The sequence below is a fragment of the Streptomyces sp. NPDC058373 genome (assembly GCF_042723275.1).
Taxonomy (GTDB): Bacteria; Actinomycetota; Actinomycetes; order Streptomycetales; family Streptomycetaceae; genus Streptomyces.
The window spans coordinates 59,537-74,399 of the sequence record NZ_JBHXJE010000009.1 but is presented as its reverse complement, the minus strand read 5'-3'; the positions used below and the strand labels follow the sequence as shown (position 1 = coordinate 74,399).

At 64.2% G+C, this 14,863-nt stretch carries 11 protein-coding genes and 1 pseudogene; 7 read left to right on the top strand and 5 right to left on the bottom strand.

All coding sequences use genetic code 11. The features are described from left to right. The first annotated feature begins 3 nt into the window (after positions 1-3). The 3 genes from dpdJ to dpdD are packed head-to-tail and all read left to right on the top strand — an operon-like array spanning position 4 to position 7,020. Positions 4-4,479: a protein DpdJ gene (gene dpdJ, locus ACFWMZ_RS08615; RefSeq protein ID WP_383200291.1), complete on the top strand. Its 4,476-nt coding sequence runs from the start codon at positions 4-6 to the stop codon at positions 4,477-4,479. Next, complete coding sequence (gene dpdK / locus ACFWMZ_RS08610; protein ID WP_266469296.1) at positions 4,476-5,003, top strand: phospholipase D-like domain-containing protein DpdK; 528 nt, start codon at positions 4,476-4,478, stop codon at positions 5,001-5,003. Before dpdJ ends, dpdK begins: the two co-directional genes overlap by 4 nt. Beyond that, entirely contained in the window at positions 4,993-7,020 is a 2,028-nt protein-coding gene (gene dpdD, locus ACFWMZ_RS08605; RefSeq protein WP_383200287.1) for a protein DpdD, read from the top strand. Before dpdK ends, dpdD begins: the two co-directional genes overlap by 11 nt. Positions 7,021-7,077: 57 nt before the next feature. On the opposite strand, the pseudogene ACFWMZ_RS08600 reads toward dpdD, so the two are convergent. The 5 genes and pseudogenes from ACFWMZ_RS08600 to ACFWMZ_RS08580 all read right to left on the bottom strand — a co-directional run. Further along, positions 7,078-7,678, bottom strand: a pseudogene (locus tag ACFWMZ_RS08600) (transposase family protein); the annotation flags it as partial. A gap of 73 nt (positions 7,679-7,751) precedes the next feature. Next, entirely contained in the window at positions 7,752-8,855 is a 1,104-nt protein-coding gene (gene dbpB, locus ACFWMZ_RS08595; protein WP_266469302.1) for a DGQHR domain-containing protein DpdB, read from the bottom strand. A 41-nt stretch (positions 8,856-8,896) separates the two neighbouring features. After that, entirely contained in the window at positions 8,897-10,117 is a 1,221-nt protein-coding gene (gene dpdA / locus ACFWMZ_RS08590) for a tRNA-guanine transglycosylase DpdA (RefSeq protein ID WP_383200283.1), read from the bottom strand. Then, positions 10,114-11,247 carry a DGQHR domain-containing protein DpdB gene (gene dbpB / locus ACFWMZ_RS08585; RefSeq protein ID WP_266469307.1) on the bottom strand — a complete coding sequence of 378 codons (1,134 nt, stop codon included), beginning with the start codon at positions 11,245-11,247 and terminating at the stop codon, positions 10,114-10,116. Before dbpB (ACFWMZ_RS08585) ends, dpdA begins: the two co-directional genes overlap by 4 nt. After that, positions 11,247-12,140 (bottom strand): hypothetical protein, encoded by an 894-nt coding sequence (locus ACFWMZ_RS08580; RefSeq protein ID WP_383200279.1) that lies wholly within the window; start codon positions 12,138-12,140, stop codon positions 11,247-11,249. Before ACFWMZ_RS08580 ends, dbpB (ACFWMZ_RS08585) begins: the two co-directional genes overlap by 1 nt. A gap of 123 nt (positions 12,141-12,263) precedes the next feature. Between ACFWMZ_RS08580 and queC the strand changes: the two genes are divergently transcribed. From queC to ACFWMZ_RS08560, 4 genes are read left to right on the top strand one after another with little or no spacing between them, the layout of a single operon-like run. After that, positions 12,264-12,959 (top strand): 7-cyano-7-deazaguanine synthase QueC, encoded by a 696-nt coding sequence (queC, locus tag ACFWMZ_RS08575; protein WP_266469312.1) that lies wholly within the window; start codon positions 12,264-12,266, stop codon positions 12,957-12,959. A gap of 2 nt (positions 12,960-12,961) precedes the next feature. Then, on the top strand, positions 12,962-13,597 hold the full coding sequence (gene queE, locus ACFWMZ_RS08570) for a 7-carboxy-7-deazaguanine synthase (RefSeq protein WP_266469315.1): 636 nt from the start codon (positions 12,962-12,964) through the stop codon (positions 13,595-13,597). Beyond that, positions 13,597-13,953: a 6-carboxytetrahydropterin synthase QueD gene (gene queD, locus ACFWMZ_RS08565; RefSeq protein WP_151513676.1), complete on the top strand. Its 357-nt coding sequence runs from the start codon at positions 13,597-13,599 to the stop codon at positions 13,951-13,953. Before queE ends, queD begins: the two co-directional genes overlap by 1 nt. Positions 13,954-13,955: 2 nt before the next feature. Further along, positions 13,956-14,729, top strand: a complete 774-nt coding sequence (locus ACFWMZ_RS08560) for a GTP cyclohydrolase I FolE2 (protein WP_266469321.1) — start codon at positions 13,956-13,958, stop codon at positions 14,727-14,729. Positions 14,730-14,863: the final 134 nt, after the last annotated feature.

The following is a 14,863-nucleotide window of genomic DNA, read 5'->3' as shown; positions in this document are numbered from 1 at the left end:
CCTGTGACACCAACGACACTGCGCCGCGCCGTTTTGGGCAAGGCGCTTACTGCCCTGGAGGACCGGGAGTTGCCCCTCCTCTCCTGGGGCGTCACAGACGGCATGCTCTGCGAAGAAGAGGTGACGGACGCTCTCTGGTCGGTCATCGACAAAGATGAGGACGCGGCATCGCTGTTCTCTGACGCCGACCAGTTGAAGCAGGTGCTCCTTAGCCAGCAGCTTCTTTTCCAGGTCCCCTTTGGCGGATCCGGGCGATATAGAACAAGGTTCGCAGAGGGGGTTCGACTGACTGCCTCTCTGCGGCAGATCTTCGGCCCCTGGCCTGGTAATCCACTGCAGCCGGACTGGTGGGACAGCGGTAAGCCCCTGGTCGCCGACTACCGCCTGCACGTCTCCGAGCGCCGCTATCCGACACGTGACATCTCGGCTGCCCAGGCGATCGCCGAGATGGAGGTGACCCCGGGGTGGACTGAGCATCACTCAAAAGTCGCCGGGGTGCTGATCGGTTCGTACTCACTCTCGCGCTTCCAGGTCGACGCCACCAAGGCAGTCACCAACTCCTTGGCCCATGGGGATTCGCGTGGCGTCGTTGTCGGTGCCGGCACCGGCAGCGGAAAGACCCTCGCGTTCTACCTTCCGGCATTCGCCGCGATGGCCAAAGACCGACGCACGGGGGTTCATACCCTCGCGCTCTATCCGCGCATCGAACTGCTGCGTGACCAGTTGCGCGATGCGATCAAGAACGCACTCGAACTCCGGGAGCGGGGCCTGCCCAGTCCGCGGATCGGGGTGCTCTACGGGCGTACACCGCCGCATCTGGGCGACGTCACACAGGGAATCTACCAATGGCCAGCGCAGGGAGGGGCCCGCGTCTGTCCCTATCTGACGTGCCCCACCGGGGATGGCGGCGCCATGCTCTGGTCAGAAGAGGACAGGACCCGCGGCTCCGAAGCCTTGCGGTGTTCCGCGTGCCATCAGGAGATCCCTGACGGTGTCTTGGCTCTTACTCGAGAGTCGATCAACGGGGCTCCGCCCAAGCTGCTCTTCACCACGACGGAGATGCTCAACCGCAACAGCACGGGGTCAAAGTTGAGCAGGACCCTCGGCTGGAACGGGAATGGCCCCCGCGTCGTCCTGCTCGACGAGGTGCATACCTACTCCGATGCCACGGGTGCCCAAACAGCCCTGCTGCTGCGGCGCTGGCGTCACGCACGCCGTGGCCCGGTCACCTTCGTCGGGCTGAGTGCCACCCTGCGTCAGGCCGACCGCTTCATGGCGGAACTTGTCGGGCTACCTGCGGAAAGCGTCGCCCTCATCGAGCCGCGCAGCGGGGACATGGAGGCGGAGAGCCGCGAGTATCACATCGCGCTGCGTGGCGACCCTTTGTCGGGGACGAGTCTGCTGTCGACCACGATCCAAACGGCAATGCTGCACGGGCGCTTGCTCGACAGGAAGCGGCCGGCCGGGACGACACTGCATGGGACCAAGGGGTTCCTCTTTACCGACGACCTCGACGTCACCAACCGTCTGTATGACGACCTGCGAGACGCGGAGGGTGGGCAGTACGGGAAGAACCGCAGAAAGCGGGGTGCCCCGGTTTTGGCGTCCCTGCGGTCCATGGACCTTCCTGCGGAAGAAGATCGCTACCTTGCGGGTCAGTCCTGGAACCTTCCGGAGTTGATCGGGCACAACCTCAGTTCCGACCTGAGCGAGCGGCCTTTGAGGATCGGCCGGACCTCCTCCCAGGATGCGGGTGTCGACGCGGACGCCGATCTTGTCGTTGCGACGGCTTCTCTCGAGGTCGGTTTCAACGATCCCGACGTCGGACTGGTCGTCCAGCACAAGGCGCCTCGAGACCCGGCTTCCTTCCTGCAGCGCAGGGGGCGAGCCGGGCGTGAGAGGGGCACGCGCCCGCTCACGATCGTTGCTCTGTCCGACTTTGGGCGAGACCGATTGGCCTATCAAGGGTATGAATCCCTCTTCGCTCCCGAGGTATCGCCTCGCACCTTGCCTGTGCACAACCGCCACATCATCAAGATCCAAGGTGCTCAAGCGTTCGTCGATTGGCTCGGCATCCGACTTCGTGATCAGGGCCTGTGGGTCAGCGCCCGAACGATGTTGTCGGGAAACACCCGACCAGACTATGAAGATGCGCAGTTGCCTCAGGCTCGGCGAGCGATCACCGAGCATCTGGAGAAACTCCTCGACGGGGACGACACCCTGCTGCGCTCCCTGGCTAGCCATCTGCGAGGCGCGCTGGGCTTGAGCGCCGACGAAGTGCAGGTCCTGTTGTGGGAGCAGCCGCGGTCTTTGTTGTTGGCAGTGGCTCCCACCCTCTTGCGACGTCTTTACGCTGGCGCGTCGCCGATCCACAAGGATCCTGGCACGGACCGGCTGGCCTTTTTGCCCGAGTTTGTCACGACTTCGCTGTTCGCTCCGCTGAATCTTCCTGAGGTGAGCTTTACGCTGCCTTTCTCCACTTCCGACGACGAGGAGAAGTTGCCGGTAGGGCGCGCACTGCGTGAAGCTGTGCCTGGCCGTGTCAGTCGCCGGTTCGGATACCGCGATGATCGCCACCGCACGTGGCTGGAGGTTCCCACCGGGGTCCCTGACGCCGTGATCGATCTGAGTAACGTTCTCGACGCCGAGGAGCGGCAAGGTTGTTGGGACACCGGCCGCACGGATGTGAAGAGCGTCGAGGTCACTCGCCCGCGACGGATCAAGCTTGCGCAGCCGGACAAGGAGATCGCGACTTCCTCGCAGGGCGTGCCCTTGTGGGCAACCCAGTTCGTGGACAACCCTGCGGGTCCTCCGGTTGCCGCGGACGTGCCCAAGGTTCCCGAGTGGCGGGAGCAGGTGCTCTCCGTCGGGTTCGCCGCGCACGCTTCAGGTAACCCGACCGAGGTGCGCCGGATGACCTATGGCGCTGTGGCCGACGTGGTCAAGGGTAAGCCGGGGCAGCGGCACAAGGTGGCGGTCAGCTACGTCCACGAGGGAAAGAGAGCAGCCATGGGCTTCTCCTCATCCGTCGATGCTGTCCGGATTCAGGTCAAGCCGCTGGACCTGTCGTTGCCTGGCGTAGTGGAGCATTTGAACTCTCCCGAGTGGCGTTCGAAGGCGTTCACGAACACCGTCATAGAGGACAAGCGGATCGCTGAGGCGGCCAACTCGTTCCAGCGTGGATGGTTGTCCTTGGTGTACCTCTCCGCTTTCGCGCTCGAGGGGCTGGAGGGCAAGAAGCCCGAGGCGATTCACGCGGAGTTGTCACAGGGCGCCTGGCGGGACAGCATCCTTAAGGTTATTCCGCTGCTGTACAGGCAAGATCCATCTGCCTCCCCTACGGGTGCTGGCAGTCCTGCCGACCGCGTCATCAACGATCTGCAGGCGCTCAGCCAACACCCCGATGTCATCACCGTGCTCGACGACGCTGGTTCGCTGCTGTTCGGCGAGAAACTCCACGACCGCACGGCTGCCCTGGCCCGGCGTGCCTATCTGGACACCTTGGCCGCCGCGATCTTGGAGGCCGTGACACGAGCCTGTCCCGACGCCCGGGACCAGGACCTGATGCTCGACGTGGTGCCGGGTGCTGGCTCGGGAGCAGATCAAATCTGGATCAGCGAGACGTCCGAGGGTGGGCTCGGCGTGGTGGAGAAGTTGGCAGAGACCTACGGCCATGATCCTGCCCGCTTCTGGAGCCTGGTTGGCGCCGCTTTGCGTCCCAACAGCTTCGAACAGACCGATGCACGGCTGACGAGTCTGCTCCGGCATGTGGTGGAGGCCGAACCAAACGGTGAGCTAGCGCAGGCGATGAGCGAGATGCGCAGTGCGGCTTCGGCTCAAACCAGCCAGGATGCGCTGAACCGCATCAGGTCCGCCTGGACCGACCTGGACGGTGCGCCTCGGCACGGTGATGTGGCGTCCCTTGCGATGCGTCTGCTTCGGCGCGGCTCCGACAGTCTGACCGACGCAACTGCCCTTGCGCTGGTGCAGGCTTGGGATCAGTTGGAAGAAGCGACCGGGATCGAGGTCGACTCACGAGTCATCGCCTACGCCGTCGGCGCCGGCAAGGTGCAACTGCCTCGCACGATCAGCCCGGACCAGGCCTTCAGCATGCTCTGGCCCCGAGGTGACCAGGCACGGAACTACCATCTGGACTCCTACCAGCCATACCGTGCGGTGGACAACCCGCAGATCTTGGATCGACTTCTGGCAGCCGCCGTGCACACGCAAGCGTGGCCTCGCCTCGATGCCACATCGCCGGATTGGCACATCAGCTACGCCCAGGTGCTTTCCTCGCATCCTGCAGTCGAAGTGGTCGTTCCTTTGGACCGGCCTGAACTGCTCCGCCAGGTCATGCTGACGATCCCTGTTCTTCGTGTCGATCGTGGAGACCTGAAACTGTTCGGCGAGGTGACACAGGTGCACAGGGACAGCCGCGAGATCGTCGTCAAGGCCGTCATCAAGGAGTCTGAGCAGTGACTCTCCTTCGTCGTACACTCCGCACGAATGCGCGCAGCGCCCTGCGTGCGGACTCGCTGATTCGGACAGCGCTGCTGGCTCAACTGTCGTCGCCGGGCGGCGAGGTCTGGCTGGTGTCTGCATGGATCAGTGATGTAGACCTGGTCGACAACGCTGATGGTTCCTTCGACTACCTCTTGGGCGAAGACCCTCCGCTGCAGTGCCGGTTGTCCGACCTGCTGCTGATGCTGGCAAAGAGTGGCACCGCCGTTCGCGTGGTGACCCAGGACGCTCCTGCGAACGTGATCTTCCTGGAGCGTCTTGCTCTGGGCCGTGATCTGCATACGGATGTCGAGGTGTTTTTGGACCAGGACCTTCACGAGAAGAGCCTGGTTGGCCCGGGCTGGATGTTCGACGGCTCCATGAACTTCACGCGCAACGGCCTTGCCCGGAACAAGGAGCAGATCAGCTATACGTTGGACGAATCGGCTGCGGCGCAGGCAGTAGTGGACTACCAGCATGAATGGACGGCACGTGGCGTATAAGGCAGAAATAGCGGAACAGAGCGCCGGTTCACAGGAGTTCGTCGACCACTTCCTTCATCCTGATCGCAACGACGCTGGTAGGTACCCCAGCGGCATCACGCTGCTGAAGAATGCGGCTGTCCAATACCATAGAGCGCCCATCGTGCTGCCCTGGCTGAACGAGCAGACCCAGCGCATGGCGTACTACGTGGTTCCTCGCCGACGTGAGCAACTCACTTCTGTTCGTGATCTTCTGGTGGCATTTGTCGGGCCGTCTCTTGCGAAGTACGGCTACGACGTGCCTGTTGCGCTCGACAAGCCCCACGAGGCCCCGATCCTCGAACGCTATGGAGCGGGAAGCACGTTCTTCGTGCAGGCGACCACCAACCAGGAAGAGAGGAAGCGCCTGAGGTCTGCGCTGGAACGCATGGTGAAGGTGGTGGAGCGGAGCCCCGAGCGGGCCTGGTCCGCGCCCAAGCCCTTGGGGCGTCTACTGGCAGACTTCGAAGTGGCCCTGCTCAGCGGAGCACCACAAGCCGCCAAGACGCTCCTTCAGCAGATCAATCGCCAAGGCGGCCTCTCGCCGGCCAACGTCAAACACTTGGAGATCAGACTTCTGACAGCGCAGGGAAGAGCAAACGACGTCCTTTCGCTGCGAGGGCTCCGAGAAGTGCTGCTTCAAGACCCGCCTGTTCCGGTGAAAGACATGGTGTTGTCGGCTCTCTTCACGGCGCAGATCGAACCTGCGCTTACTGAAGGAAAGTTGGCTGGTGCCGTCGACGCGTTGAAGGCGCCTGACAGCCATTTCTCGTTGCTGGCAGACGGAGACCTCCTGTCATTTAGCGAGCAGGCCGTCACTGTCTTGCTCGTCGGTATGTACGGACGAGGCGACGGGGAGGAACTCTCCCGCAGCATCGCTCTGCTCGATGCCGAAGGCCGTGGGGACCTCGTGCCCGACGTACTGGCGTCCTATCGCCGCAAGGTCGTTCCAGCAGGCGTGATGGACGCGGAACCTGCTGAACCGGATACAACGACAGCGGAGCCCGAGCCTGAAGACGGGTCGGCCACGGTATCGCTCACCACATGGGCCGAAATAGTCAAGGCTGTCGCCCAGGGCAACAAGGCCGCCTTCGACCTCTGCCGCACGATGGACGCCCGGCAAGACGACACCCCAGCCCCACTGGAGGCGGTGTCCGATGGGGAGATGGCAGAAGTATTCGCCGACCTCACCGACACCGAGTACGAAGCGGTATGGCAGTACGCGCTCGGGCCGTTCCTGCAGGAACTCACGCGCTCAAACATCACCTTCTGCCAGACGCTGACCACGATCATGCGGAGCATTGTCAACCAGCGCTGCGACCCAGCGAACCTCGCAGTCCTGGATCTTCTCCTGGAACTGTTCCTTCGCTCCGCCCCCAAAGCTGCGGAGTACGAAGAGTTTCTAGAACAGTTGAGTGTGCGATTCGATGAATGGGTCGCGCCCGAGACCGCCGGGCAGGCCCTCGACTTTGTCGACCGCCTGGTGTCACGGGCCGCACCAGCACCCACAGCCCGCGTGCAGACAGCCCAACTCCTGCTCGGTCCGTTGCATGTCCATATGCGACGCCTCGATGAGGCATACCTGTCAACAGCGCGGTCGATCAGCAACGAGTTTGAGCTTGGACTGGACTGGCCTGAGCGGGCTCCCTCGGAAAACGTTGAGTCTGAGCCGGTTGTTGGGGCCGCACAGATCCTGGTCTACGGTCTAGACGAGGGTGTACTGCAGCGTGTCCAAGACCGAATCACCCGACAGTTCCCCCTAGTGAAGGTGGTGCTCTCAACAGAAAAGGTCGCGTCGAAGCATCTGAAGGATGCAGCCCGAAACTCGGACTTCAGTGTGATGATCACACAATGCGCCGCTCATGCGGCCACCAACTGCATCGGCCAGTACGCCAAGGAGATCGTCTATCCCCGAGGAGCCGGCTCGGCCTCCGTGACTCATGCGGCCATCACCGCCTTGTATGAGCATGCCGCCAAGCAGCAGGAACAGTCTGCCTGAAGCGTGTTGGACAACGCCGTGATTTTGTAGGTCAGGGCCCGACTGCGGCTCTTGTGATCACGCGGCCGGGGCGAGGTTGTGCATGTGTGCGACAGCTTGTACGGCGTGGTGGAGGCCGTCGTCGCGCTGTCGACAGTTACGAAGGATCTTGTAGTGCTTCATGCAGGCGAAGGCATGCTCAACCCGCCCACGGACCCGGCGATGTTCCGCGTTGTCAGCTTCCTCGCCGGCCAGGAGAGGCTGGCCGGGTCGTTTCCGGTGCGGGACTACCAGGCCGGCGTTGATGTAGGCGCCGTCGCCGAGCACCGTGACACCCCGGCACTGGTCCGGCAGGCCGGAGTTGCGCCAGACATGGGCGTCGGCCTTGTTGCCCGGGGCCGGACGGGCGGTGGCCACAACCAGGCGTGTGTCGGCGTTGATTGATGACCTGCACGTTCGCCGAGAAGCGGTAGTTGCGGCTCGAGGCGCCGACCTTGCGGTCGCGGACCGGGACAAGCGTGCCGTCCACGATCCACAGCCGGTCCGGACGTGAGGCTGCCCCGAGCGCGAGGAGGGGCCGTAGCCGCTGGCTGACCCTGCACACCGTGGCCGGCGACACCCCAAACAGCGGCGCGAGCTGCCGCATCGTGAGGTTCGTCCGGTAGTAGACAGCCACCATCGCCAACCCCGGTGCGCCGGCAGGCCCGGACAGATGTTCACCGTGTCCTGTCATTCGGACACGGTGAACCAGGTCAGCTTCGCCCTGCGCGGACCAGGAGGTCGGTGAGCAGGCGGATGTCGTTGGGGGTGTTTTGCAGGCCGTTCCAGCGGCGCTGTTCACCGTCGGGGAAGCGCCACATGCCAGAAGTCCAGGCGACGACCGGCATCAGGCCCAGGATGGCGTTGCGGATGTGGTCGCAGTCAACGTCTTCGGCCGGCATGCCGTCGGTGAGGTTATCCATGACGAAGCCCATGGCCTGGATGCCAGCTCCGTGGGTGAGGCGGGACTGGCGGGGCGGGAGTTTCCAGGCGTCGCTGAAAGTGTCCCGCACGATGGTCCAAAAGGAGCGCAAGTGCTGGAGCATGCGGTCGACGTCGCCGGAGCCGTCTTCGGGGTTGCGGTACTGATAGAGGGCCCCTTCGAAGAGGCTGTGTTCCAGCATGCGCAGCACGGCGGTGTCTTTGATGTTGCCGTGCGGTGAGGTGGGGCTGGCGATGCGGCCGTAGAAGGGGCCCTGGCCGTCGGTGTTGAGACGGGTCATCAGCTGCGCCGGCAGGCGCTTGCGGGCGTAGGCAGGCGGGAGGTGGCCGCTTGTTTCCGGCAGCAGCTCGTGGATGAGGCCCTTGGGCAGCGGCTTGGTGGAGTTGACCAGGATGAACTGGGAGCGCTGGTCTTCGCTGTTGTCGGCGATGAACCCGACTGCGGCGACGGGGAATTCGGCTAGGTCCGCGTCACGGATGGCGGCGCTGCGCTGCTGGCCGTCCACGATCAGGGCGGGCTTTTCTTCGTCGGGAAGGGATTCATCGACGGAAATGACCAACTCACCCGGGACGGAGTATTCGACGCCAGTGCTTCGGCGGGCTCCGGTCTCGAACCTGACGGAGTCGTCGAAGGCCAGGACCAGGGCGTTGGGGAGCATGGCGTTGTCGGACTCGAGGTAGCGGCGGATGCCCCGGATGTGGCTGAGGACCTCGGGCCGCTGGTAGCCGTGCAGGGCACTTTCGTCGTCGCGCCGGACGCGGGAGACGGCGGCGAAACTGTGGATCTTCTTCCCGTCGACAGCGAAGCAGTAGATTTTCCTGTCGCCCTGGCGCACTTCAAGTGCAGGGAGCCTGAGTTCGTAGCGGTCGGCCATCGCATCTCCTGACATGGTTCAAAAAAGTATAAGAAAGAATTTTACCCGAAGGTAAGTTTTCGCATTTTTGCTTCAAGCACGGTCAGATTGTGGAAACCGCGGCGCTTGTTTCGCTCACTGCCCCGGAATATCACGATCTCGACGCCGTGCTTCTTGCATAGTGCGCAGGGACAGGTACGCCAGGGCGCCTCATTCAGGGTGCGCTTATAGAATTCAAGATAGCTCTTCTTCTTCGGCCCGAGCACGAGGGATTCGTAAGTTGCAAGGACGGCAAGGACGTCCTCTACGGAGTTTTCCTTGGCGTCGAATTCTCGCAGGGCGCTCAGGCATGCTCGTTCGGCGATGATGGCGTCCGCCTGCGACACACTGCCGGAGAGAATGAGCCGTTTGAGGGCAGGGTTTCCGTCGACCTGAGGGACTCTGATGGCCGTGTAGGAGGAGGTAGCCGTGTGGTAGTTATTTCGGTCGTCCATGAAGGCCTGGCGGAAGGCGGAGGTGCTGTCGAAACTGGTCACGCCGTGGCGGGCGAACTGCTCCATACTGTCGACTCGGTTGATGCCGAGGAGATGCAGTCGTGTTTCCGGGGAGCGGATGCTGTCGATGGCCCGCAGGCAGGAAAGGATTTCGTGCGATTTGAGGGGGACCATGCCGCCCAGGGCAATGCGCCGGTATCCCATCTTCTGCAACTGCTCCACGCTGTGCGCGTAGCTTTGCGGGCCCCACCCCTGTGCCGCACCGACTGGTTCGAAGCGCGTGCCTGATTTTTGGGTTGCGGCGAAGAATTCTTCGGCCAGTTCCAGGGAGATCTGCTGCCGAGTGATCCAAGCGTCTTCCGGTTGCGCATCTGATTCTTCGGGAATGTATCCGAAGATGATGTGGTCAATGCTGATGCCGGCGTCGAATCCGCAGCGGCCGTAGAAGTCGAGGACTTCGTCCACTTCGTAGGGCGGGCGCTCTTCGTCGATGTAGTTGAAGGCTCCGCAGTCGCCGATGGTGGAGCAGGGTTCGGGAAGGCGGAAGAAGTTCCTCACGCCCAGGCGGTAGAAGCGCTCGCGCTGCGGGGAGGAGTACTTTCCCGCACCCTTCACGGATCCGTCGACAACCGCCTTGCTGACGAGGATCCCGTCGTAGGGGATCGGCGTCACGGCCTGGTGAGCGTAGACGTCGTCGCGTTGGCGGACTCGGTAGGGCGAGTACTCGTCGTTGACGAAGTCGTAGGTGGGGCTCACCAGGTCCTGGCTGTCAGGGAAATAGAATTTCACGCGGCTTTTGCCTTTTCCTGCACATAGATACGGAGGAGGTAGTTCGAGAGGGTTGAGATGTGGCGCGGATTGTTCTGGAGTTCGTTCCAGGGGATGTTGAGGTCCGGCCAGCGCCCTTCGGTCCAGCGGCAGTGCGGTGCGATCAGGGCGAGTTCGGCGCGTGCCTGCTCGAGTGCGTGGGGGGAGGCGGGAGGGATGGCCATCATCACGCGGTCCATGAGGCGTCCCATGGAGCGGATTCCCACTCCGTGCATCAGCCGGCTCCGGGTCGCGGGCAGTCCCCATGCATCGGGGAAGGTGTCACGGACCGCGCTCCAGTAGATGACGAGGATCTGCCGGATGGTGGCGGTGTCGACGGTGCCGTTGGAGAGGTTTTTATAGGGGAAGAAGGCGCCGGACGGGGAATTGAGGGATTCCTGGATGGCCGTGGTGAGGCTGTTGTCGGTGACGACGGCCTCCGCTTTTTGCTCCACGGTGGTGGAGGGGCGGCGCACCAGTCCGCGGAAGGGCGAGTCCTTGTCGTGGTTGAGGGCTTCGACCAGGACCGAGGGAAGTTTTCGGGCGGAGAGTTTGGTGGGCAGGAGCGTGCCGACTTCGGGGAGTAGTTCGGTGACGAGGTTGGTCGGCAGTGGAGAGACCGTGTTCACGCGCAGGAACTGGTCTCGCTGGGTCTCGAGGTCTTCGGCGACGAAGCCGGCGATGGTCACGGCCAGGCGGGTGTTGCGGGTGCGGGCCAGGGCGAGGCTGCGCTGCTGGCCGTCGACGATCCAGGCTGGCCGGGGGGCGTCGGGGGAGTCGGGCAGCGTGATCTCCAGGGTCCCGGAGGTGCACAGGCCGTCGCTGCTGCCGGGGCCGGGGCTGGACTTGAAGCGCACGTCGGAGGGCAGAGCGAGGATCAGTCCATTGGGGAAGAGGACCTCTTCGCCATCGAGGTATTCCAGGATCTGTTTGACGTGCTGCTTCTTCTCGGGGCGCTGGTAACCGATGAGCCTGCCGGCTTCGTCCCGGGAGATCCGCGCGACGTCGGCGACCTGGTGGACCTCTTCGGCCGCCAGCGTGAACACATACAAAGGGATCGTGGGATGCTGCTCGATCCGCAGGGCCCGGCGCTTAAGCACAGTGGAAGTCATCAGCAGCCAATCGTTGTTTTGTACAGGTCTGCGAACCGCTTCTGTTCGCAGGCCATCCCCTTGTCTCTGAACAGACGCAGCAGACGGGTACGGGACGAGTCGGGGTGGAGGCTCTTCATCTCTTTGATGAAGGTGATCACCGTCTCGTCCGGCACGGGGGTGCGGGCGTAGCGTTCGGGCCGGGCAGCCTGCGCGGCCCAGGCGGCCCAACGCGCCTGCGCCTGGGGGTTGATGAGGCGGCCCGGTGTGCAGTGCTCGAGCCAGGATGCTGCCGTGCGGGTGTTCAGGCTGGTGAGGGTTCCACCGAGGGCTTGGCGCAGGGCGGCGTTGGCCGGCACCCGCAGTATCCCCTCCACCTCGCAGGCGCCCCCGATCAATACCGTCTCGGCGCCGGTGGCGGCGAGACGGTGCAAGTCACGCTGCATGGCGTGGGCATAGGTCTCCGACACCACCACCAGGGCCCGTCCGGCGGCGATCGCGATCTGGGACAGGTCGCCGGTGCCGTCCAACTGCTGGAGGTGTTCCCACCACAGGGATGCCTCAGAACTGGAGGAAGCCACGGAATCTGCATGTCGTGGCAGGAAAGTCGCGGCATACGACGGCGCGAGGCTGGAGACTGGCCGCAGGCCCAGGCCGGCCGAGGCTGCGTAGAGGCGGGGGACGAAGCCCGCGCGGGTTGCGGCGTCGGTGAGAGCGAGCGCGCGCCGCCACTGATCCCCTTGGTAGAGGTCCTGCAGTGCCGTTTGCCGGCTATCGGCTGTTTGCAGGCGGCGGGCCCATTTAGCGGCTCGCTGCGGCAGGTCGCCGACGGGCAGGGTGCGCGCCTGCAGGGCCGGGGGGGGCGGTGAGGTCTTCCGGTCCGTGCACGTGACCACGATGGGCAACTCGTTCACTGCGGCTCGACCCCTGGCTTCCGTAACTCGCGTGTTGTTGTGGTTACTGTAGCCGGTAGTTAGGGGGGTAGGCTGCATCTGCCTCGGCTGAGGAAACTGGACTGCAGATAAGGGAGTGACAGCATGGACCGTCCCGCGATCGTGTTGCTGAGCGGCGGCCTGGACTCGACCACGGTGCTGGCCATCGCCAAGGACCAGGGCTTCACTCCCTACGCGCTCAGCTTCCGCTACGGCCAGCGGCACAGCATCGAGTTGGAGGCGGCTCAGCGTGTGGCGCAGGTCCAGGGTGTGGCCCGGCACGTCATTGCCGACATTGATCTTCGTGTCTTCGGCGGCTCTGCCCTGACGTCGGACATCGAGGTGCCCAAGCACGAAAAGCTGGAGGAGGTCGAGGAGGGCGGGGTACCGATCACGTATGTGCCGGCCCGCAACACGATCTTCCTGTCCTTCGCGCTGGCGTTCGCCGAGACGGTCGGCGCGAGCGACATCTTCACCGGGGTCACGGCCGTGGACTACAGCGGCTACCCCGACTGCCGCCCCGAGTACATGGAGGCTTTCGCCACCATGGCCAACCTGGCCACCCGGGCCGGGGTGGAAGGAAGTTCGAAGATGACCCTGCACTCCCCCTTGATCGCGCTGTCCAAGGCCGACATCGTGCGCGAGGGCATGCGCCTGGGCGTGGACTACTCCCTTACCTCTTCCTGCTACGACCCCGACGAGCAGGGGCGGGCCTGCGGCCGGTGCGACACTTGCCTGCTGCGTCTGAAGGGCTTCGCTGAAGCCGGTGTGAAGGACCCCGTCCGATACCAGAGCGCCTGAGCATGACCTACCTGATCAAGGAAATTTTCTACACCCTGCAGGGCGAGGGCAGCCACGCAGGGCGCCCTGCGGTGTTCTGCCGTTTCTCCCGCTGCAACCTGTGGACGGGCCGGGAACAGGACCGCGCCCGCGCCGTCTGCCAGTTCTGCGACACCGACTTCGTCGGCACCGACGGTGAAGGCGGCGGCCGCTTCCGCACCCCGCAGGATCTGGCGGCCGCCGTCGAGGCCGCCTGGCCCAGCGCCGACCCGGCCCACCGGTTCGTGGTGTGCACCGGCGGAGAGCCCCTGCTTCAGTTGGATGAGGAAGCCATCGACGCGCTGCACGAGCGAGGCTTCGAAGTCGCGGTGGAGACCAACGGCACCCGCCCGGCTCCCCGCGGGATCGACTGGCTGTGCGTCAGCCCCAAGATCGGCTCCACCCTGGTCCTCACCCAGGGCGACGAACTGAAGTTGGTCTACCCGCAGGCCGGAGGCGATCCCGCCCAGTTCGAAGACCTGGACTTCCACCACTTCCGGCTGCAACCGCTGGACGACGCCCACCGCGAAGCCCACACCCGTGCAGCCGTCGAGTACTGCATGAAGAACCCGCGCTGGACACTCTCCCTCCAGACGCACAAGTATCTGGGAATTCAGTAATGGAAATCTTTCGCGAATTCACCTTCGAAGCGGCACACCGACTGCCCCGCGTGCCGGAGGGCCACAAATGCGCGCGCCTGCATGGCCACTCCTACAAGGTGATCGTGCACGTCGAAGCCCCCGTCGACGCAGAACTGGGCTGGGTCATGGACTTCGGCGACGTCAAACGCGCCTTCAAACCCATCGACGCGCAACTCGACCACTATTACCTGAACGACATCGAAGGACTGGACAACCCCACCAGCGAGAACCTGGCCCGCTGGATCTGGGACCGGCTGATCGACGAGCTTCCCGCACTGTCCGCGATCACAGTGCGGGAAACCTGCACCTCCGGCTGCACCTACCGAGGCGCGTGAGCATGCACGACATCCAAAACGAACACGACCGCCGAGGCATCGCCATCGACGAAGTGGGCATCAGCGGCCTGCGCTATCCCCTCACCTTCGACGACGGCCACACCCGACAGCAGGGCATCGCCGACATCAGCGTGACCGTCGGCCTGCAAGACGACCGGCGCGGCACCCACATGAGCCGCATGATCGCCCTCGTGCACGAGGAAGTCGCCACGCTCACCCCGCAGGAATTGCCCCTCGCCCTCAAACGAGGCCTCACCCTTCTCGACGCCCCGGCTCTCACCCTGACCCTGTCGCTGCCTATCGCCACCTCGGTAACCGCTCCCGCCAGCCGACGAGAGTCCTGGCAGACCCACGACGTCACCGTCACCGGCCGCATCACCACCTCCGACTGCACGGTCGCCACTGCGGTGACCACGCATGTCACCAGCCTGTGCCCCTGTTCGAAGGCCATCTCCGACTATGGCGCCCACAACCAGCGCAGCGAGATCACCCTGGAGATCACCGGGACCGCGGACGCCCCCTATCCCCTGCCCGTCCACGAGATCGTCGACCTGCTGCGCGCCACCGGTTCCGCCCCCGTCATCCCGCTGATCAAACGGCCCGACGAACGCGTCGTCACCATGCAGGCCTACGACCACCCCGTCTTCGTCGAAGACATCATCCGCGACATCAGCCTCACCTGCCGCGACAAAGTACTCACCCACACCGTCACCGCGAAAAACCTCGAAAGCATCCACAGCCACGACGCCATCGCCACCCTGCACCACACCTGCTGAGGACTCCAACGCGGACTCACCACTGAAGGCGCCGGGCGCGCCAGTACCGCACAAGAGGTGTCCATCGCCCGCGCGTCACGGCGGCACATGGACACGCAGTGCCGCTCGGCGCCCCGCCGCTGCTCCAGGACTCG